The organism is Microbispora sp. NPDC049633 (assembly GCF_040675265.1).
GTDB classification, from domain to species: Bacteria; Actinomycetota; Actinomycetes; order Streptosporangiales; family Streptosporangiaceae; genus Microbispora; species Microbispora maris.
Window position 1 is genome coordinate 23,703 of record NZ_JBFAOO010000055.1, and the last position, 18,391, is coordinate 42,093.

20 protein-coding genes are annotated in these 18,391 nt (G+C 71.8%); 10 read left to right on the forward strand and 10 right to left on the reverse strand.

Features of this window, described 5'->3' with window-relative positions; all coding sequences use genetic code 11:
• Window positions 1-11: 11 nt before the first annotated feature.
• Window positions 12-281, reverse strand: a complete 270-nt coding sequence (locus AB0J39_RS16930) for a UBP-type zinc finger domain-containing protein (RefSeq protein WP_346224152.1) — start codon at window positions 279-281, stop codon at window positions 12-14.
• A gap of 122 nt (window positions 282-403) precedes the next feature.
• Between AB0J39_RS16930 and AB0J39_RS16935 the strand changes: the two genes are divergently transcribed.
• From AB0J39_RS16935 to AB0J39_RS16950, 4 genes are all read left to right on the forward strand, one after another.
• Window positions 404-1,117: a ferritin-like domain-containing protein gene (locus tag AB0J39_RS16935; RefSeq protein ID WP_363465273.1), complete on the forward strand. Its 714-nt coding sequence runs from the start codon at window positions 404-406 to the stop codon at window positions 1,115-1,117.
• Between the two features lie 113 nt (window positions 1,118-1,230).
• Complete coding sequence (locus AB0J39_RS16940) at window positions 1,231-1,596, forward strand: hypothetical protein (protein ID WP_363465276.1); 366 nt, start codon at window positions 1,231-1,233, stop codon at window positions 1,594-1,596.
• A 145-nt stretch (window positions 1,597-1,741) separates the two neighbouring features.
• Window positions 1,742-2,077, forward strand: coding sequence for a DUF202 domain-containing protein (locus AB0J39_RS16945; RefSeq protein WP_363465278.1), 336 nt, complete (start codon window positions 1,742-1,744; stop codon window positions 2,075-2,077).
• Window positions 2,074-2,412, forward strand: a complete 339-nt coding sequence (locus AB0J39_RS16950; RefSeq protein WP_363465281.1) for a DUF202 domain-containing protein — start codon at window positions 2,074-2,076, stop codon at window positions 2,410-2,412. Before AB0J39_RS16945 ends, AB0J39_RS16950 begins: the two co-directional genes overlap by 4 nt.
• 131 nt (window positions 2,413-2,543) lie before the next feature.
• Here the strand turns inward: AB0J39_RS16950 and AB0J39_RS16955 are convergent, their stop codons facing one another.
• The 3 genes from AB0J39_RS16955 to AB0J39_RS16965 all read right to left on the reverse strand — a co-directional run bounded on the left by AB0J39_RS16955 (window position 2,544) and on the right by AB0J39_RS16965 (window position 5,301).
• Window positions 2,544-3,107 (reverse strand): hypothetical protein, encoded by a 564-nt coding sequence (locus AB0J39_RS16955; protein WP_363465283.1) that lies wholly within the window; start codon window positions 3,105-3,107, stop codon window positions 2,544-2,546.
• 412 nt (window positions 3,108-3,519) lie between these two features.
• Entirely contained in the window at window positions 3,520-4,083 is a 564-nt protein-coding gene (locus AB0J39_RS16960; protein WP_363465286.1) for a hypothetical protein, read from the reverse strand.
• 108 nt (window positions 4,084-4,191) lie between these two features.
• Window positions 4,192-5,301, reverse strand: coding sequence for a ferritin-like domain-containing protein (locus AB0J39_RS16965; RefSeq protein WP_363465288.1), 1,110 nt, complete (start codon window positions 5,299-5,301; stop codon window positions 4,192-4,194).
• Between the two features lie 106 nt (window positions 5,302-5,407).
• Between AB0J39_RS16965 and AB0J39_RS16970 the strand changes: the two genes are divergently transcribed.
• A complete protein-coding gene (locus AB0J39_RS16970) occupies window positions 5,408-6,091 on the forward strand; it encodes a TetR/AcrR family transcriptional regulator C-terminal domain-containing protein (protein WP_363465291.1) in 684 nt (227 codons plus the stop codon).
• Between the two features lie 24 nt (window positions 6,092-6,115).
• Here AB0J39_RS16970 and AB0J39_RS16975 read toward each other — a convergent pair whose 3' ends face one another.
• Entirely contained in the window at window positions 6,116-6,655 is a 540-nt protein-coding gene (locus AB0J39_RS16975) for a transglycosylase SLT domain-containing protein (protein ID WP_363465293.1), read from the reverse strand.
• Between the two features lie 371 nt (window positions 6,656-7,026).
• On the opposite strand from AB0J39_RS16975, the gene AB0J39_RS16980 reads away from it, so the two are divergent.
• Window positions 7,027-7,515 (forward strand): glutathione peroxidase, encoded by a 489-nt coding sequence (locus AB0J39_RS16980; RefSeq protein ID WP_363465296.1) that lies wholly within the window; start codon window positions 7,027-7,029, stop codon window positions 7,513-7,515.
• Here AB0J39_RS16980 and AB0J39_RS16985 read toward each other — a convergent pair.
• The gene (locus tag AB0J39_RS16985; protein ID WP_363465298.1) at window positions 7,505-8,509 is read right to left on the reverse strand and encodes a LacI family DNA-binding transcriptional regulator; all 1,005 of its coding nucleotides are present in this window, start codon (window positions 8,507-8,509) and stop codon (window positions 7,505-7,507) included. The two genes, AB0J39_RS16980 and AB0J39_RS16985, sit on opposite strands and share 11 nt — an antisense overlap.
• A gap of 124 nt (window positions 8,510-8,633) precedes the next feature.
• Between AB0J39_RS16985 and ugpC the strand changes: the two genes are divergently transcribed.
• Window positions 8,634-9,854: a sn-glycerol-3-phosphate ABC transporter ATP-binding protein UgpC gene (gene ugpC, locus AB0J39_RS16990; RefSeq protein WP_363465299.1), complete on the forward strand. Its 1,221-nt coding sequence runs from the start codon at window positions 8,634-8,636 to the stop codon at window positions 9,852-9,854.
• 6 nt (window positions 9,855-9,860) lie between these two features.
• Here ugpC and AB0J39_RS16995 read toward each other — a convergent pair whose 3' ends face one another.
• Window positions 9,861-10,940, reverse strand: a complete 1,080-nt coding sequence (locus tag AB0J39_RS16995; protein WP_363465302.1) for a hypothetical protein — start codon at window positions 10,938-10,940, stop codon at window positions 9,861-9,863.
• 77 nt (window positions 10,941-11,017) lie between these two features.
• Window positions 11,018-12,187 (reverse strand): glycosyltransferase, encoded by a 1,170-nt coding sequence (locus AB0J39_RS17000; protein WP_363465305.1) that lies wholly within the window; start codon window positions 12,185-12,187, stop codon window positions 11,018-11,020.
• 165 nt (window positions 12,188-12,352) lie between these two features.
• On the opposite strand from AB0J39_RS17000, the gene AB0J39_RS17005 reads away from it, so the two are divergent.
• A complete protein-coding gene (locus tag AB0J39_RS17005; protein WP_363465308.1) occupies window positions 12,353-13,591 on the forward strand; it encodes a nucleotide sugar dehydrogenase in 1,239 nt (412 codons plus the stop codon).
• 1 nt (window position 13,592) lies between these two features.
• Here AB0J39_RS17005 and AB0J39_RS17010 read toward each other — a convergent pair whose 3' ends face one another.
• Both AB0J39_RS17010 and AB0J39_RS17015 read right to left on the reverse strand, forming a co-directional pair.
• The gene (locus AB0J39_RS17010) at window positions 13,593-14,342 is read right to left on the reverse strand and encodes an SDR family oxidoreductase (protein ID WP_363465311.1); all 750 of its coding nucleotides are present in this window, start codon (window positions 14,340-14,342) and stop codon (window positions 13,593-13,595) included.
• Window positions 14,343-14,393: 51 nt separating this feature from the next.
• A complete protein-coding gene (locus AB0J39_RS17015; RefSeq protein WP_363465313.1) occupies window positions 14,394-14,720 on the reverse strand; it encodes a carboxymuconolactone decarboxylase family protein in 327 nt (108 codons plus the stop codon).
• A gap of 346 nt (window positions 14,721-15,066) precedes the next feature.
• On the opposite strand from AB0J39_RS17015, the gene AB0J39_RS17020 reads away from it, so the two are divergent.
• Together AB0J39_RS17020 and AB0J39_RS17025 are read left to right on the forward strand one after the other, a co-directional pair.
• Window positions 15,067-15,771: a hypothetical protein gene (locus tag AB0J39_RS17020; RefSeq protein ID WP_363465315.1), complete on the forward strand. Its 705-nt coding sequence runs from the start codon at window positions 15,067-15,069 to the stop codon at window positions 15,769-15,771.
• 13 nt (window positions 15,772-15,784) lie between these two features.
• Window positions 15,785-18,391: AAA family ATPase (locus AB0J39_RS17025; RefSeq protein ID WP_363465318.1), on the forward strand; the 2,607-nt coding region annotated here is incomplete at its 3' end.

Below are 18,391 nucleotides of genomic sequence, written 5' to 3' on the forward strand. Positions count from 1 at the left end.
GGACACGGCACTCATGACACGGCCTGGCCCAGGCGCTGGTCCACGAAGCACCACCGCCAGTCCTCGCCCGGCTCGAACGAGCGCATCACCGGGTGGCCGGTCTCCTTGTAGTGGGCGGTGGCGTGCTTGCCGGGAGAGGAGTCGCAGCAGCCGATGTGGCCGCACTCCAGGCACTTGCGCAGGTGGACCCATCGCATGCCGCGCTCCAGGCACTCCTGGCAGCCTTCCGGCGTGAGCGGCTGTGGGTCGGCCGTCACGAGCAGGTGTTCGCAGTTCCCCATGCCGCAGATGTTACGGCGCTTCATCGGGTGATCGGTGCCTCGCCCGGCCGGGGGCCGCTCGCACCGAACCTCTACGAACCGCCCCCCGGAATCTGCACATCGCCTCCGTAGGTTCGTGGGTCATGACGACGGTCGACACGGGCGGTTTCACCGCCTGGTTACACGACTTCGAAGGCGCGGCGCTGCTGCGGCGCACCTGGGGCGACCCCGACTGGAGCACGGGAGCGCGTCTGGAGCCCGCCCTCGTACGCAGCCTGCAGCGGTTCCAGGTGGGGGAGGACGGTGACGGCGCCCGCCTCCTGGACAAGGCCCGCCGGGCGGGCGACCCCGTGTACACGGAGGCGGTGCGCCTGTTCGTGGCCGAGGAGCGCGAGCACGCCCGCCTGTTGAGCCGGCTCCTGGAGTCGGCGGGCGCCGCCACGATCTCCGGCCACTGGACCGACGCCGCCTTCGTCCGGCTGCGGCGGCTCCTCGGACTGCGCACCGAGCTGATGGTCCTGATGCTCGCGGAGGTCGTCGCGCTCGGCTACTACCGGGCCGTGCGCGACGGCGTCCCGGACCTCCTGGCGGCGGAGGTCGCGGGCCGGATCCTCGCCGACGAACTGCGCCATGTGCCCTTCCACCGGGACCGGCTGCGGCGGTCCTTCCGGGAGTCGTCCCGGCTGTCGCGGGTGATCGTCTCGGCCCTGTGGTGGTCGCTGCTGGCGGGCGTGCTGACCGTGGTCGTGATCGGTCACGGGGATGCCCTGCGCGTGGCCGGGGTGTCGCGGATGGCCTTCGCCTATGAGGTCGCCGGTTATTTCCGCGGGGTCGTCGCCGAGGTCATGGCGCGGTGAGGAATGGGATTCGGCTTCGGCTCACGGCGGCCGGCGGTGCGGGCGGAGGGCCGCGGAAAGGAGCCCGATTTGATCCCGCGGCGGGCGGGCGGCGGTTGGGTAGGGTGACCGGCATGCGACTCCTCCCGTTCGCCGCCGCCTGCGCGGCCGCCGTCCTGTTGGTCACCGGCTGCGCGACGGTGGACAAGGCCCAGTCGTGCGCCGAGGCGACGCAGCTGATCAGCCGGACCATCAGCGAGATCGGCAAGGTCGCCGACGACCCCGCCGCCATGCGCCAGAAGCTCGAGGACGGCGCCGCCGACCTGGAGGGCATGGCGAGCAAGGCCGCCGACACCACGCTCAGGGACGCCCTTCAAGGCCTGGCCGACAGCCTGCAGAAGCTGAACGTCGACGACGCTAACGCGGCGGTGGACGCGGCGCAGAAGGTCGCCACCGACGGCGCACGCTATCTGCGCCAGGTCAGCGAGGCCTGCCTGTAGATCCGGTGCCGGGACCGCTGTGGCCGGACGTGCCGGAGTGTCCCGGTCCCGTCCGGCCGGGTCCGCGCTGTGCTTCGCCCGGCAATCGATAAAAACGGCAACCCCGACAAATCTAGGGGAAAAGGGGCGGAAATAGCGTTCTCGTATGGAAGAGAACGAACCCGACCCCCGCTTCGTCCTCGCCAACGAGCGCACGTTCCTCACCTGGATCACCACCTCGCTCGCGCTGAGCGCGGGCGGCATCGGCATCGCGGTCGTCCCCGAGGGCGTCTTCGTGCCGTGGGTGCGTACCCTGCTCGCCGTCGTGCTCGTGCTGCTGTCCGCCGTGGCCGCGGGCTCGGCCTACCCCCGCTGGCGGCACATCGACCGGGCGCTCCGGCAGGACCGCGCGCTTCCGCCGCCCGCCCTGGCCCCTCTGTTCGGGTACGGCGTGGCGGGGGTGGCCGTCCTGGCCCTCGTCCTGATCCTGCTGTCGAGGTGACCGGCCCCGTGGGCGACGTGCCGAGGCCGGGTCTGCACAGCGAGCGGACCCGGCTCGCCTGGGTCCGTACCGCCGTGACGATGTCGGGCTCCGCCATGGTGATGGCGGGGCTCGCCGTACGGCACGACCTGCCCGGCCTCGCCGCCCCTTTCGCGGCCGCCGCGCTGGCCGGGGCGGTCCTGCTCCTGCGCACCGGGATCCGCCATCGCCGCCTCGAACGGGCGCTGAGGCACGGTCACCCGCTCGACCACCGGCTGGACGGGCGCATCGCCTGGGCCGGCGCGCTGGCCGTCGCCGCCGCGGCGCTGGTTCTCGTGCTGCTGCCGGCCTTGTGAACACCCGAGGCCGAGCGGAACCGAAGGTGGGCGGGCCGGCGGCGTGCCGTGACCCGGAGCGGTGCGGCGGCCGAGGCCGAGCGGCACGTCACCGAGCGGTGCGTCACCGAGCGGATCGCGGCCGGGAACCCTCAGATCGCCGGCACGGCCTCCATGCTGTGCGGGCGCGGGCTGGTCTGCAGCCGGATGCCGCCGATGGCCGTCACCGCCGCCCTGTCCGCGTTCTCGCCCGCCCACGTCTCCGCCTTCGCGCGCAGACTCCTGCTGGGGGACAGCAGAGTGTCCGCCATCTTCGCGAAGAGGCTCGTGCATGCCTTCGCCCCGGCGCCGAGTTTGCAGTCGGCCTTCACGGACACCACCGTGTCGGGCCCGTCGTACCAGATGAAGACGGACATCCGCTGCCTGGCGGAGTCGCCGGGCCGGCAGATCATTCCCGTCTTGGCGCCGGTCAGCGGATCGGATGCCGCGGACTTCGCGCATGTCCAGCCATTGGCCGCCTGGAGCCAGTTCACCGCGACCATGTCGACCGTCACCTTGGGCAGGTACCGCTGCTTCGCCGTGGGGAACCTCGCCGGGAAGGCAGGCGCGGAGGCGTCCGTCACCGGTTCGGTGGTCGCCAGGCCGACGGCGGCGCCGGTGGCTCCGCCCAGCGCCAGCGCCGCGATCAGCGTGCCCGCGGTGACCAGCACGAACACCGCCGTTCCACGTCGGCGGCCTTGGGGGGCCACGCCGGGAGGAGGGGGACCCCCGGCGCCGGGCGGCGCGTACGGCTGGCCCTGCTGGGCGGCGTACGGCTGAGCCGGCTGCGGCCAGGGTGAGGCGACGGACGGATGACGGTCGTCGCGGGCCCCGGCGGCGGTGGCACGGTGACGCCCAGCCGGCCGGGAGAGCCGGGAGGCGGTGGCACGGCGCCGCCTTGCCAGGCGGCGGACCCGGGGGGCGGTGGCACGCCGGGGTCCTGCTGCGCGGAGAACCCGGGGGATGGTGGCACGCCGGGGTTCTGCTGGGCGGGGGATCCCGGAGGCGGCGGCTGCACCGGCTGCCAGGCTGCGCCGTCCCACCAGAACCTGCCGTCGGGAGAGTACGGCCGGCCGGGGGGCGCCGCCATCAATGTCTCCTCTTCATCGTGAGTTCGACGGACCGGGTGTTCGCCTCGCGCTCCAGCGCGTACTCCCAGCCGAGGACGAAGGTGATGTCCCCGTCGCCCGTGATCTGCTCGGCCAGCCAGCCGTGGACCTTCTTGACGGTCGAGGGATCGTCACGGTGCGGCAGGGCCGCGAACCACGACATGTAGTCCAGCCCGGCCGCCGCAGTGGTGCTGTCCGGATTGACGATCCTGGCCTCGACCTTGCCGATGTACTCGTAGAAGTCCGCCACGTTGGGGACGCGGAAGAGATCCGCTTCGAACCGTACCTTGCCGACCTTGAGCTCACAGGACCAGAACTGCCTCTTGTCGGCGCAGGTGTGCCCCTGGCCCTGCAGAGCCTCGACCACGGTGCCGATCCTGATGCCGGGGATGCAGTCGTGGCCGCAGTATTTCGTGTCCTGCGCGCGATCGGCGCGCGCGACGGCGTACGAGCCCAGGCCGGCGATCAGGAAGAGCACCAGGCCGATCGCCCCGACCACGATCGGGCGAGACCCGCGGCCGCTTCGCGTCAACTCCAGTGTCACGAAGACGGAGTATGGCAAGGATCCCGCACAGGTGGGGACAATGGCCGCGGATCCACTGCCCGATGGGCGGCCGGGACGCGGATCGCCCCGGCCGCCCAGAGTGACGGGTCAGTCGGCGGCGGCGATGGTGCCGGCGACCTCCTCCGCCCGCTCCTTCTCCTCGCGCGCGAAGCGCTCCGCGTCGAGCCGGTCGGCGATCTCCTCGTCCTGCCGCATCAGCGCGTCGAGGCTCTGCCCGGCCATGTCGAGCACGCCCATGTCGGCGTACGCCTGCCGCAGGCGGGGGCTCCACAGGCCGATGTCCTTCACGCACGGCACGATCCGGCTGAACAGCAGCGCGCGGAACAGCCGCAGGTACTCCGACCGGTCGACGCACTCCATGGCGTCGCCGACCTCCTGCCGCGACAGGCCGAGGTTCTCCCAGATCTCCTGGCCGCGCAGCCGGTCGCGCATGAGGTAGCACCCCTCGATCACGAAGTCCTCGCGCTCGCGCAACTCGGCGTCGGACAGGTTCCGGTAGTAGTCGCGCAGCGCCATCCGGCCGAAGGCCACGTGCCTGGCCTCGTCCTGCATCACGTACGCCAGGATCTGCTTGGGCAGGGGCTTGGTGGTGACGTCGCGCATGACTCCGAACGCGGCCAGGGCCAGGCCCTCGATCAGCACCTGCATGCCGAGGTAGGGCATGTCCCAGCGCGAGTCGCTCAGCGTGCTGTCCAGCAGCGCCTTGAGGTGCTGGTTGATGGGGTAGGCCAGGCCGACCTTCTCCTGCAGGAACCGCGCGTACGTCTCGGCGTGCCGCGCCTCGTCCATCGTCTGGGTGGCGGCGTAGAACTTGGAGTCGAGATCGGGGACCGACTCCACGATGCGGGCCGAGCAGATCATCGCGCCCTGCTCGCCGTGCAGGAACTGGGAGAACTGCCAGGCGGCGTTGTGCCTGCGCACCTCGTCGCGCTGCCGCCGGTCCATCCGCTCCCACAGCGGGGTGCCGTGGATCGCGAGGGTGGTGTCGGGGACGCCGAGCACGTCGTACGGGTCGACCTCGATGCCCCAGTCGATCCGCTTGACGGAGTCCCACTGCTTGTCCTTGCCCTTCTGGTAGAGGGCGAGCATGCGGTCCCGGCCGTCGTCGTACTCCCAGGTGAAACGGGCCGCGCCGGTCATCTCCACGTCCCACGTGGAGAGCTCGGCGGGGATGGTGTAGAGCTCGTGGGTCGACACGGGGGACCTCCTCTGACGTACACCGTACGTTTCCCCGCGAGCGTGTCACGTACGCTGTACGTACGTCAATGGACGCCGGACGTCCGCGGTGAGGGAGGATTCGGTCATGCTCAACCGGAACCGCATCGTCACCGCAGCCGTGGAGCTCATCGAGAGGGAGGGCGCCGACGCCGTCTCCATGCGCAGGATCGCCGCCGAGCTCGGTGTCGGCGTCATGTCGCTGTACAACCACGTGCCCAGCAAGGCCGCGCTGCTCGACGCCGTCGCCGAGGACGTGCTGTCGCGGATCGGCTTCACCGACGACCCGTCCGCCCACTGGACCGAGCGGGTGCGCATCCAGGCGCGGGCCTTCCGGCGCATCGCCCACCACTACCCCCGTTCGACGATGGTCGTGGTGAGCAGGCAACTGGGGTCGACGGCGGGCCTCCTCCCGGTGGAGCGCGCCCTGGCGACCCTGCGCGACGCGGGCTTCGACGGCCGGGAGGCCGTCCGCATGCTGCGCATGTTCATCGCGTACGTCGTCGGCTCGCTGCTGCGGGAGGTGGGGGTGACCCCGACGTTCGCCCCGGTGCCGGTCGACGCGGTGCGGGCCGGCGCGGCGATCGCGGATGTGGATCCGGCGCTGTTCCCCGTGGTCAGCGAGCTGCGGCCGCATCTGGACTCCTGCGATCACGACGAGGAGTTCGAGTTCGGCCTGGAGCTGCTCGTCCAGGCCATGGCCGTACGGGCGGGCGCGCGGGCCGATCGCGGCACCGGCGAGCCGACCGGCGGCGCAGGCGCCCGGCGGTAAGGCCGCCGGGCGCCTCCGCCCGGGTCAGTACCAGTTGTGGGACCGGAAGTGGCCCCAGGCGCCGCACGGCGAGCCGTAGCGGCCCTTGATGTAGCGCAGACCCCACTTGATCTGGGTCTGCGGGTTGAATCTCCAGTCGTTGCCGGCGTAGCCCATCTTGTCCCCGGGCAGCGCCTGCGGGATGCCGTAGGCGCCCGAGCCCTGGTTGTAGGCCCGGTGGTCCCAGTTGCTCTCCCTGGTCCACAGGCTGTCCAGGCACTGGAACTGCTGGCCGGACCAGGTGCGGCGGGTGACGAGCCGGAAGGCGTACGCCTTGCTGCGGACCTTCGCCGGCGCCCGGCGGAACCGGGGCGGCTGCGCCGCCGCCCGCGTCGTCCACACGCCCAGGTGGGTGACGGGCCGCACGCTCTCCGCGGTCCGCTCCGTAGCCTCGGCCTGGCCCGTAGCCTCGGTCTGGCCCGTAGCCCCGGCCTGGTCGGTCTCCCCGGCCTGGTCCGTCTCCCCGGTCTGGTTCAGGGCGGTCCACTCGCCGGCCCACGCCACTCCGCTTCCGCCACCGGTCACGGTGGCCGCGATGAGGGCGGCGACTGTATTGCGTAGAAGGCTTTTGCTGTCCAAATCGGTCCTTGTCGTCGGGTCGCGTGCGGAAGGCGGGCGCGCGTGACGCCCTCCGTCCGGCGGCGCCCATGGCGTGGGCGCCGCCGTCCGCTCGGCCCGCACCGGATCACCAAGAGCTTCCGGCGGGCACCGCGACGGGTCCTCACGCGGATTGAAATACGGACAGCCGCCTCGCCGACGGCATCGCGACACGCCGCGGCCGGTTCTTTGCCGTTCCGCCCCCCAACGCCGACCCTCCGGGGAGGCGCGGGTTACCGTGCGGCCGTGCGGCGCGCCCTGCGGCGAGCCCGGACGGGACCCTCGTTTAGGGTGCGGACATGAGCGTTCTCGAGATTCCGGTGACCACGATCGACGGCGAGGGCACGACCCTCGGCGGCCTGCTCGGCGGCGGGGCCGCCCTGGTGGTCAACGTGGCGTCCAGGTGCGGGCTGACCCCGCAGTACGAGGGCCTGGTCGCCCTCCAGCGGACCTACGCCGACCGGGGGTTCACCGTCGTCGGCGTGCCCTGCAACCAGTTCATGGGCCAGGAGCCCGGCACGGCCGAGGAGATCAAGGAGTTCTGTTCCACCACGTACGGCGTCGACTTCCCGCTGCTGGACAAGACCGAGGTCAACGGCCCGGGACGGCATCCTCTCTACGCCGAGCTGACCGCCGTGCCCGACGAGGAGGGCGAGGCGGGCGACATCCAGTGGAACTTCGAGAAGTTCCTGGTCGCCGCCGACGGCCAGGTGGTCGCCCGATTCCGCCCCCGCGTCGTCCCCGAGGCCCCCGAGATCGCCGAGGCGATCGAGAAGGTCATCTCCTAGGGCTCGCGACCCTGGGCCCGCAACTCGCCCGTACGACGAGCTGGGTGGGCAGTGTGACGGTCGGAGGCCGCCTGCCCTGCCGCAGCACGAGCTCGGCGGCGCGGTAGCCGATGTCCTGGGCCGGCTGGGCGATCACCGTCAGCGGCGGGGAGCACAGCTCGGCCCACGGCACGTCGTCGAACATGATGAGCGACACGTCCCGGGGAATGCGCACGTCCAGCTCCCGGGCGGCCAGCACGGCCGCCTCGCCGAGCACGTTGCCGCCCGCGATCACCGCCGTGACGTCCGGCCGGTGCTGCAGCAGTCCCGCGGCGGCCGCGTAGGCGGAGTCGCGGCTCGACCGGGCGTGCACGACGAGGTCCCGGTCGGCGGGCAGCCCCAGCGAGGCGAGCGCGGCGGTGAAGGCGCTCACCCGCTGCGACTGCGCGTGCCGGCCGAGGTAGGCGATCTTCCGGTGGCCCAGCCCGGCCAGGTACTCCACCGCCGTCAGCACCCCCGCCCGGTCGTCGGGCACCACGCTGGGCACGTCCGCCCGCACCCGCCGGTCGGCGAACACCACGTTCAGCCCCGCGCGCAGCGCGGGCGCCCACATGTCCCCGTCCCCGGACGGCACCGCGATCAGCCGGTCCATGCTCTGCTCGATGAGCGTGCCGATCAGCTCGGCCTCCCGTTCGGGGTCGTCGCCGGTGACCCCCACCGTGACCGGCTCGCCGTACGAGCGGGCGCACGACAGCACGCCGTCGGCCAGCCGGGCGTAGAAGCTGTCGGTGATGTCGGGGACCAGCAGGCCGATGCCGCCCGTCCGCTGGCGCCTCAGGTTGCGGCCCAGCGCGCTCGGCCGGTAGTCGAGGCGCGCCGCCGCGGCGAGCACCTTCTCGCGGGTCCCGGCGCTCGCCGAGCCGCCCGACAGGACCCGGGACACGGTGGCCACCCCGACCCCCGCCGCCTCCGCCACTTCCTTGATGGTTATCCGCCGCTGCGCTGGACCGTTCATGGAAACGATTCCATCATCATTCCATGCCCTGTGTCATCGAAATCTTGACAATAGACGGCATTTCACGGGACAGTCTTGAAAACGTATCCACATCATCATGTCTCGGACACGCGAAGGACTGGGGATGGCTTCAATCGTTCTGAACAGCGTCGACAAGATCTACGCGGGCGGGGTGAAGGCCGTGAACGGCCTCAACCTCGAGATCAGGGACGGCGAGTTCATGGTGCTGGTCGGCCCGTCGGGCTGTGGCAAGTCCACGGCCCTGCGGATGATCGCCGGCCTGGAGGACATCAGCGGCGGCGAGATCGTCATCGGCGACCGCGTCGTGAACCACCTTCCCCCGAAGGACCGCGACATCGCGATGGTCTTCCAGAACTACGCGCTGTACCCGCACATGACGGTCGAGGAGAACCTCGCCTTCGGCCTCAAGCTGCGCAAGATGTCGAAGCCGGAGATCCAGAAGCGCGTCAACGACGCCGCCCGCATGCTCGGCCTGGAGCAGTACCTCAAGCGCAAGCCGGCCGCCCTGTCCGGTGGTCAGCGCCAGCGTGTCGCGATGGGCCGCGCCATCGTCCGCGAGCCCCAGGCCTTCCTCATGGACGAGCCGCTGTCCAACCTGGACGCCAAGCTCCGTGTCTCGATGCGCGCCTCGCTGAACCAGCTCCACGAGCGCCTCGGCGTCACCACCGTGTACGTCACCCACGACCAGGTCGAGGCCATGACCCTCGGCGACCGCGTCTGCGTCCTGCGCGACGGCGTCCTCCAGCAGGTGGACACCCCGCAGAACCTGTTCGACGACCCGGTCAACCTGTTCGTCGCCGGCTTCATGGGCTCCCCGGCCATGAACTTCACCTACGCCGAGCTGATCCGTGACAACGGCGGCGCGGCCGTGGCGTTCGCCGGCTACCGCCTCCCCGTCCCGGATTCGACCTTCGCGGAGAAGCCGGGCCTCGACCGCTACATCGGCCGCAAGATCATCCTCGGCATCCGGCCCTCCGACTTCGAGGACGCCGGTTCGGCCAGCGGCAACAGCTCCGGGTGGGTGCGTATCCCGGTCCGCGCGAACGTCACCGAGGAGCTGGGCTCGGAGATCAACGTCCTGTTCACGATCGACGCTCCGCCGGTCGAGCACAAGGACACGGTGGCCGCCGCCCACGACGGGGACGACGAGGAGACGACGCTGCCGCTGACCGGCGACAAGTCGCTGTGGACCGCGCGTGTCAACGCCCGCAGCCACGTCCGTCCGGGCCAGGAGATCGAGCTGGTCGTCGACACGCACAACCTGCACTTCTTCGACGTCGACTCGGGCCTGTCCATCGGCCACGAGGCCAACATCGGCCGCTGATCCCGGTCACCCCCGCCGTACGTAGGGCGGCGGGGGATTTCCGGCGGAGCGCGGGCGCGGCACGCGCCCGCGCTGTCGTTCTTCACGGGGCGCTGCACCGGACGTTGCACCATACGGGGCCCGGACGGAGACTCCCACCGGCCTCCCGCGCACGATCTCGTCGCGCCGGAGGCGCGCTCGCGAGCCGTCGCGCCGCAGGCGCGGCGCGTCGAACGGGTGGAACGCGTGGAAACGGCCGCGCCGCAGGCACGCATGGGAGAGGTAGGCGGCGGCGGTCGCGGCGGTGACCGCGGCCGCGGCTCCTGCGGGCACCCAGCCGAGCGCGACCGCGAGCCCGGCCGTCCCGGTGCCGGCCGAGACGCCGCACAGGGCGGGCGTGGCCTTCCGGGCCTGCCCGGACCGCCGCGGCCGGCGGGCGGCGTACGCCCCCGCCCCCACGACGGCCGCCAGCGCCGGCAGCAGCAGCCCGGCCGCGATCACGGCGGTGTCCCGCCCGGCCGTCAGCGCGGCGGCCGTGCAGGTCAGGACGAACCCGGCGAACAGCGAGCCGGACGGCCCCAGCCGGACCCTGCCCCGCGCCCTGCCATACGGAAGGGCGCCGAGGGACGCCCCGGCCAGGGCGGCGGCGAGCACCGCGAGGTACGGGTCGCCCAGCACGAGCGCCGTCCCGGTGAGGAACGCGCCGGTGACGGCGGCGACCGCGGCCAGCGCGCCGCCGAGCCGGTCGAGCAGCCCGTACGCGTTGGTCATCGCCACGATCCACATGACGCTGACCGGCCCGTCGAGCCAGTCGCCCGTCAGCGTCACCTGCACGCCGCACAGCACGACCCCGCCCGCCGCCACCGACTCCACGATGAGCCGGGTGGCGAGCGGCAGCCTGCCGACGTCCGCGATGAGGCCGAGCAGCGCCACCGCCGCGGCGGCCAGCAGGACCGCGCCCACCCGCCGGTCGGGCAGGCCGGGGATCACCATCGCGGCGCCCGCGGTGGCCGCCGCCAGCGTCACCCCGCCCAGGTAGGGGACCGTACGGCGGACCGGGCGCAGCCCCACGGCGGCGAGCAGGCAGGCGGCGGCTCCCGCGAGCACGGGCGCCAGTGCCGGAACGGATGCCAGCGCTGGAAGGGATGCCAGTGCCGGAACTGATGCCGGCAGGGGAAGGGGCGTCAACGGCTCCCCACCTCCGACCGCGTCGCGCCGCGCAGCGCGCGGTAGAGGGCCTCGGTGTCGGCCACCAGTCGGTCCACGCAGAAGGCACGCCCGGTCCACGTGCGGGCCGACTCGCCCATCCGCCGCGCCAGGCCGGGATCCACGAGCAGCCGTACGACGTGGTCGGCCATCTCGTCCGCGTCCGGCTCGGTCAGGAACCCGGTGCGGTGGTCCATGACGACCTCGGGGACGCTGCCGACCCGGGTGGCCACCACCGGCAGGCCCGCCAGGCCGGCCTCCACGAGCGCGAGCGGGGTGCCCTCGCTGTCGGAGGTGAGCAGCACCACGTCGGCCGCGGCGTACACGGTCTCGACGTCCCGGCGCCAGCCGAGCAGCCGGAAGGAGTCCCACATCGGCATGACGGCCCGCTCCACCTCCTCCTTCAGTTCGCCGCTGCCGCAGACGAGGAACCGGGTGCCGGGCAGCCGGGCGAGAACCGCCCTGGCCACCTCCGCGAGCCGATCGGGCCGCTTGGCCTTCTTCAGCCGCCCGACGTACGCCACGACCGGCGCGTCGAGCGGGACGCCCAGCGCGGCGCGGGCCCGGGCACGCTCGGGAAGCGGGCCGAGCCCGGTGCCGGGCGGGATGACGACGTACTGTTCGGGCCTGCCGACACCGGCGGCGAGGAGGTCGTCGCGCACCCGGGCGCCGACCGTGACGAGGCGGTCGGTCATCCTGGCCAGGCGGCGCTCGATGCGGACGTAGACGGCCCGCCGGGGACGGGACAGCTGGTCGTCGAGGAGATGGCCGTGGTAGCTGTGCACGCGCGCCGCCCCGACGCCGGACAGCCGCACCGCGAGGCGGCCGAGCGTGCCCGCCTTGGTGGTCCTGGTGTGCACGATGTGCGGCCTGAACTCGCGCATCGCATTGGCCAGCCGGAACAGAGCCCGGTAATCGTCGGCCGGCTTGATCGCGCGCCCGAGGCCCGGCACCCGGTGGACCGGGATCGTCGCGTCGCGAAGCTGCAGATGGTCGCCTTCGCCGCCGTCGACGTAGCCGGTGTACAGACGGTGGTCGAACTCCACCGCGCTGAGCCGCTCGCACAGCCCGGTGACCTGGGTGGCGGGACCGCTCACGTTCATCCGGGCGATTATCTCCATGACACGAATCCGGTCGTCCGGTTTCATGCTGGCTCCTCCCTGATCATGTGGAGAAGCTAGCCCCTGCTCCCACCGCCGACGGGGTGCCCGGAGGCCGCCGGAAGAGACTTTTCCCTATCCGTACCCAAGCCTTAAAGCGGTCCCGTCCGTCAATTCCGCAGATGACGGCGGGGTCGCTCCTACAGTCGTAGCGTGGCGGAGAAGTTGCTGGTCGTGGGCCAGGACCGCGCCGGGCTGCCCCTGGCGATGCGTGCCGTGGAGGCCGGGTTCCGCGTCGTCGGCCTCGACGAGGACGAGTGGCGGGTCAAGCGGCTGAACGCGGGGGAGCCCTGCGTCGAGGGCGTCGGCGCGGGCGCGCTGGCCGCCGCGCACGCCTCCGGGCGGTACGCGGCCAGCGCCGACGCGGCGGACGCGTCCGGTTTCGACGTCTGCGTGCTCACCACGCCCGTGCGGATGCGCAACGGCGCCCCCGACCTCGGCCCGCTCGGCACGGCCGCCGGCCGGGTCGCCCCTTACCTGCGGCCGGGGGCGACCGTCGTGCTGGAGAGCGTCGCCTACCCCGGCACCACGGAGGAGTTCGCACGGCCGCTGCTGGAACACGGATCGGGGCTGTGCGCGGGTGACGACTTCCACCTCGGCCACAGCCCGCATCGGGCGGCGCCGGGCAACCCGCGCTGGCGGCTCGGCAACACGCCCAAGGTCGTCTCGGGCATCGACGCCGCCTCGCTGCGGGCGGTGACGGACTTCTACGGCCGGCTGGTGCGGGAGACCGTCCCGGTCTCCTCGCCCCGGGTGTCCGAGCTGTGCGCCCTGCTGGAGAGCGCCCGCGCGCACGTCGACGCGGCGCTGGCGAACGAGCTGTCGATCTTCGCCGCGCACCTCGGCGTCGACGTGTGGGAGGCGGTCGAGGCCGCCGCCACCACGCCCTTCGGGCACGCCGCCGTGACGCCCGGCCCCGGGATCGAGGACCCCTGCCTGCCGCTCGACGTGGCGTACCTGCCGTGGGGGATCCGGCGCGGGGTGGGACCGGCCTTCCGCCTGGTGGAGACGGCCAACGACGTCAACGCGCACATGCCCGCCCAGGTCGTGGACCGGCTGTGTCTCGCGCTCAACCGCAGGTGCCGCTCGATCAGGGGCAGCCGGATCCTGCTGCTCGGGCTGTCGCCGGTCGAGGTCGCCAAGACGCTGTGCCGGCTCGGCGCCCGGGTGCGGGCCGCCGACCCCCGCACCGCGGGCTGGGGCGCCCACGACCTCGTCGTACCGGCCGGGGTCGAGGTCGTCGAGCCGGACGCCGCCGAGCTGGCGCGGGCGGACGCGGTCGTCGTGCTCGGCGGGCAGGACTGCTACGACTACGACATGGTCCAGCGGGCGAGCCGGTTCGTCTTCGACACCCGGGGCCGCTGCCGTGGGCCGAACGTCGAACGTCTGTGAGTCAGCGGTAGCGCACCTTCGCCACGCGGCCGACCAGGTTGAGCGGCAGGAGCCTGGCCAGCGTCGCGACCGTCTTGTAGCGGGCCGAGGGGACGCTCACCCAGGCCCCGCGGGCCAGGTCGCGCATCGCGACGGCGGCGACGCGGTCGGCCGACAGCCACGCGAAGCGCGGCAGTCCGGACATGTCGAGTTCGGCCCGGTCGTGGAACTCGGTCCGCACGAATCCCGGGCACAGCGCCATCACCCGCACGCCGTGCCGGTTGACCGTGTTGGCCGCAGAGGAGCTGTAATTCACCACCCACGCCTTGGAAGCGCTGTAGGTGCCGCCGGGCAGGAACGCCGCGACCGAGGCCACGTTGATCACTCCGCCCCGCCCCTTGGAGATCATGTACGGCAGGGCCGCCCGGGTCAGCCGCAGCACCGCCTCGCAGTGCAGCCGCAGCATCCGGACCTCGTCCTCCACGGGGGTGTCCAGGAATCCGCCGCGGTGCCCGAACCCGGCGTTGTTGACCAGCAGGTCCACCCCGGAGCGCAGCCGCTCCTCGGCCGCCGTCATGCCCTCCTCGGTGGTCAGGTCGGCGCGCAGCGGCTCCACCGGCACGCCGTACCGCTTGTGCAGGGTCTCGGCGGAGGCGGCGAGCCGTTCCTCGTCGCGGGCCAGCAGGACCAGGGAGAATCCGTCGGCGGCCAGACGGCGCGCGAAGGCGGCGCCGATGCCGGCGGTCGCGCCGGTGATGAGTGCGGTGGGCATGACGGCAGCGTACCCACCGCACCGGCCAGTCCGTCCGGCTCCGTAGCGGGGTCACACCTCGGCGATGCGGCTGATCAGCTCCTCGACCTTCGCGCTCAGGCGGGCGGCGCGGGGCCACCCGGCGTACAGGGTGAGGAACACGACCGTCTCGCGCAGCTCGGCCGGGCTCAGCTCGCCCGAGCGCAGGGCGGTGTCGAGATGCAGTGCGAGCATGTCGTCCATGTCCTGGCCGACGAGCAGGCCGAGCAGCAGCAACCGCCGTTCCCTCACCGTGAGGACCTGCCGGGACCACACCTCGGAGAACATGCGCTCCGCCGTCGATCCGAAGAAGCCGTCCGGCCCCTCGCCGGTGCCGTCCTCTTCGTAGACCTGCTTCATGTCCTCCAGCCCCTCCCACGGCGATTCCTGACGTCATGCATCAAGTTGTCGTGTTCGATGCAGTCAGGCGTTACATCATCGGCCCATCCGGCTCGGCCGTTCGACATGCCGCGTGCGCTTCCGGTGGTCGTCCACTGGGTATCGCCAGAAAGGAGCAGTACGGCGCCGCGGGCGTTCCGGTGCCGCGGCCGGCCGGAAGTCACGCAACCTCCGTGTAACGAGAGGAATCAGAATCCGGAAAAGATTCGGTCTAGTTTTCTGGCGCATCGCCGACTTACCGTGAGATGGACAGGTGGAAAACGGGCACTACTACCTCGTAGACCCGCAAAGCGGAGGTTTGGCCCTGGTGGAAAAACCGCGGGTAAGGGCCGGGGCGGTGGGCACGGTCGTGGGGGCGGCGATGGCCGCCTCCTTGCTGTCCGGCTGTGCCGGCCCCGAATACACGTACGTCCGCGACGACTCGGGCGGCACCTATTTCAAGGTTCCGGCGTCGTGGCGGCAGATCGACGAGAAGACGCTCGACGAGGCGGTCTACGGCGAGACGGAGTCGGCCACCGCGCAGGTGCAGAAACAGCTGGTGTGGACGAGGGCGTTCGACGCCCACGCGCAGCCGTCCGCGGGGCATCTGCTGCAGGGGGCGGCCGGAGGCGACGACCAGCCGTTCGTCTTCGTCAAGGTGGAGAAGCTCACGGAGGACGCGCAGAACGCGGTGTCGCTCAACGAGCTCCGCAACTCCAGCGGACTCTACGTGGCCGTGCCGCAGGAGACGCGCAAGAAGATGGAGGAGGCCACGGCCTTCAAGGGCTTCGAGCTGCTGGCCGACGAGGTGCTGCCCATATCGGACGGCGTGCGCGGGGTGCACAGCGTGTTCAACTACCGGCTGCTGGGGGGCCCGGTGCAGACCTTCGACGAGACCGCCTACCTGTCCGCCGACGGGACGACGGTCTCCACTCTCCTGATCCGCTGCTCGCCCGCCTGCTTCCGCCAGCGGGCCGCGGAGATCGACACCGTCGTCAAGTCCTTCAAGGTCAAGCGCGTCATCAACCCGTGAAGGAGCCCCTCACATGAGCACGGCCCTCCCTCCGAAGCACCACGAGGGGCTTCGCGAACCGGGGTCGGGTCCGGTGGACCGCGACCCCCGCACCAGGAAACGCCTCCCGATGTGGGACCGGACCAAGTTCCTGATCCTGCTCGCCGTCGCGTTCGGCGTGCTGGTGTGGAACGAGATCGTGACGTACCCCGGGATCATCCCGCTGTACGACGCGGTCGCCAAGACGGTGGTGAACGCTCCCTGGGTCCTGTGGCTGGCGGGCGTCGAGGTGCTCCGGCAGATCCACTTCCTGATCAGCGAGCGGTCGGCCGGCTACCACGGGTTCTGGACCCGGAAGGTCTTCGGCGGCTGGAACCGCTGGACCCACCGCAGGTTCAACGACTGGAACCGCTACCGCATCGCCCGCGCGATCAAGTGGGTCGTCTGGATCGCGGTCATCGCGCTGGTGCTGGGCAAGGTGCAGCAGGTCTCTCCGCTCGAGGCGCTGTACAGCGTGCCGGCCACCGTGTGGGGCTTCCTCCCCATGGTCCTGCAGCTCATGCTGATCATGGTGGTCGCCGTGGGGCAGTTCGTGGCGATCTTCTGGTTCCTGTCGCGGGGCGGCGTCGACGTCTACTACCCCGACGACATCAAGACGCGTTTCTCGGACGTCTGGGGCCAGGACCACGTCGTCGAGCGGGTCAAGGAGAACATCGTCTTCCTGGAGAAACCGGACGAGATCGAGGCCAGGGGCGGCTACGTGCCCAGCGGCATCCTGCTGTGGGGCCCGCCCGGCACCGGCAAGACGCTGATGGCCGAGGCCGTCGCGGGCTCCACCGGCAAGCCGTACGTGTTCGTCGACCCGGGCGCGTTCATCAACATGTTCTTCGGCGTCGGCGTCCTCAAGGTGAAGTCGCTGTTCCGCAAGCTGCGCAAACTGGCCCTGCGGTACGGCGGCGTCATCGTCTTCTTCGACGAGGCCGACTCGCTCGGCAACCGCGGCGCGCTCGCCCAGGGCGGCCCGGGCGGCTGGGGCCGGTCCGTGCCCGCGCCGTTCGAGAACTCGGGGTGCAACGGCTTCGCCTACCTCGACCCGCACACCCGGACCGTGCTCGGCCGTCAGGCCGCGGGCCCGGCTTCCGCGGCCGAGCCCGCGCGGATGCCGCGCACCGGCGCCTTCGTCAACCGCCTGATGTACGGCGGGGGCATGGGCGGCGGTGGCGGGATGGGCACGCTGGAGGCGCTGCTCACCGAGATCAGCGGCCTGAAGAAGCCGCGCGGCTTCGTCAACCGCTACGTGCGCAGGCTGCTCGGCATGCGGCCCAAGCCGCCGCCGAAGTACCGCATCCTCATCATGATGGCCACCAACCTGCCCGAGGCCCTGGACGAGGCGCTGCTGCGGCCGGGCCGCATCGACCGCATCTACAAGGTCGGCTATCCCTCGAAGGCGGGCCGGATCCGCACCTACAAGGGCTACTTCGACAAGGTCAGCCACGAGCTCGACGACGAGCAGATCGACAAGCTCGCGACGATCACGCCGTACGCCACCGGCGCGACGATCAAGGACCTGGTCAACGAGTCGCTGATCACCGCGATCCGGGACGGCCGGGAGACGATCACCTGGTCGGACGTGATGCGGGCCAAGCGGCTCAAGCAGCTCGGGCCGCCCGAGGACGTCGAGTACATCGAGCGCGAACGGCACGCGGTCGCGGTGCACGAGGCGTGCCACGCGGTCGCCGCCTACCGCACGCGCCACCACCTGGAGATCGACCTGGCGACGATCGAGAAGGGCGCCGACTATCTCGGCATGGTGGCCAGCATCAAGCCGGAGGACCAGTTCACCCGGTGGAAGTCGGAGTACGAGGCCGACATCATGGTGTCGCTCGCCTCCCTGGCGGGGGAGCGGATGTTCTTCGGCGAGGACAACTCCTCCGGCGTCTCGGGCGACCTGCAGAGCGCGACCGCGATCACCGGCCTGATGGAGGCCCACTGGGGCATGGGCATCGGGGTCGCCTCGCTGCCCGCGCTGCAGGAGCTCGGCCTGCGCGAGGGCAAGGCGGCACAGCCGCAGCCCGGGGGCGGCGGCATCGGCTTCACCGGCACGCCGGCCGGGCGGCGCGACGAGATGGTGCCCGACATGCTCCCCGAGCGGATCGAGTTCAACCTCAGCCGGCTGCTGGAGAAGACGGCCGAGCTGCTGCGGGACAACCGCCGCGAGGTGCTGTCGGTCGCGCATGCCCTGGAACAGCACAAGACGCTCAACGGCGACGACGTGGTCGCGGTCATCGAGGGCAGGATGGGCCCGCTCATCGACGGCTCGGTCTACACCTCGGACGAGTTCTACGAGGAGATCGAGGCGTACCACACGGCGGCGGTGGCGGCCCACAAGGCGCACAGCGAGGTCCCGGCCGGGCTTCCGCTGCCGCGGACGCGGGTGATCGAGGCGTCGGTCGTGGCGGCGTCCTCCGGCGGCGCCGCGCCGGTGCTGGTCGCCCCGCCTCCGAACGGCATGGCCGGCGGCAACGGGCACGCCCCGGCGGTCCAGCCGGCGGCGGCGCAGCCGGACTTCGTGCCGTGGAACGGCACGCCGCCGCCGCTTCCCCCGGGCGCGCTGTTCGCCACGCCGCCCGCCGCGCCGGCC

Bases quoted from the DNA above. Each gene is read 5' to 3' on its own strand.
- AB0J39_RS16930 (WP_346224152.1), bottom strand. From the start codon at position 281: ATGGGGAACTGCGAACACCTGCTCGTGACGGCCGACCCACAGCCGCTC.
- AB0J39_RS16935 (WP_363465273.1), top strand. From the start codon at position 404: ATGACGACGGTCGACACGGGCGGTTTCACCGCCTGGTTACACGACTTC.
- AB0J39_RS16940 (WP_363465276.1), top strand. From the start codon at position 1,231: ATGCGACTCCTCCCGTTCGCCGCCGCCTGCGCGGCCGCCGTCCTGTTG.
- AB0J39_RS16945 (WP_363465278.1), top strand. From the start codon at position 1,742: ATGGAAGAGAACGAACCCGACCCCCGCTTCGTCCTCGCCAACGAGCGC.
- AB0J39_RS16970 (WP_363465291.1), top strand. From the start codon at position 5,408: ATGCTCAACCGGAACCGCATCGTCACCGCAGCCGTGGAGCTCATCGAG.
- AB0J39_RS16980 (WP_363465296.1), top strand. From the start codon at position 7,027: ATGAGCGTTCTCGAGATTCCGGTGACCACGATCGACGGCGAGGGCACG.
- AB0J39_RS16985 (WP_363465298.1), bottom strand. From the start codon at position 8,509: ATGAACGGTCCAGCGCAGCGGCGGATAACCATCAAGGAAGTGGCGGAG.
- ugpC (WP_363465299.1), top strand. From the start codon at position 8,634: ATGGCTTCAATCGTTCTGAACAGCGTCGACAAGATCTACGCGGGCGGG.
- AB0J39_RS17000 (WP_363465305.1), bottom strand. From the start codon at position 12,187: ATGAAACCGGACGACCGGATTCGTGTCATGGAGATAATCGCCCGGATG.
- AB0J39_RS17010 (WP_363465311.1), bottom strand. From the start codon at position 14,342: ATGCCCACCGCACTCATCACCGGCGCGACCGCCGGCATCGGCGCCGCC.
- AB0J39_RS17015 (WP_363465313.1), bottom strand. From the start codon at position 14,720: ATGAAGCAGGTCTACGAAGAGGACGGCACCGGCGAGGGGCCGGACGGC.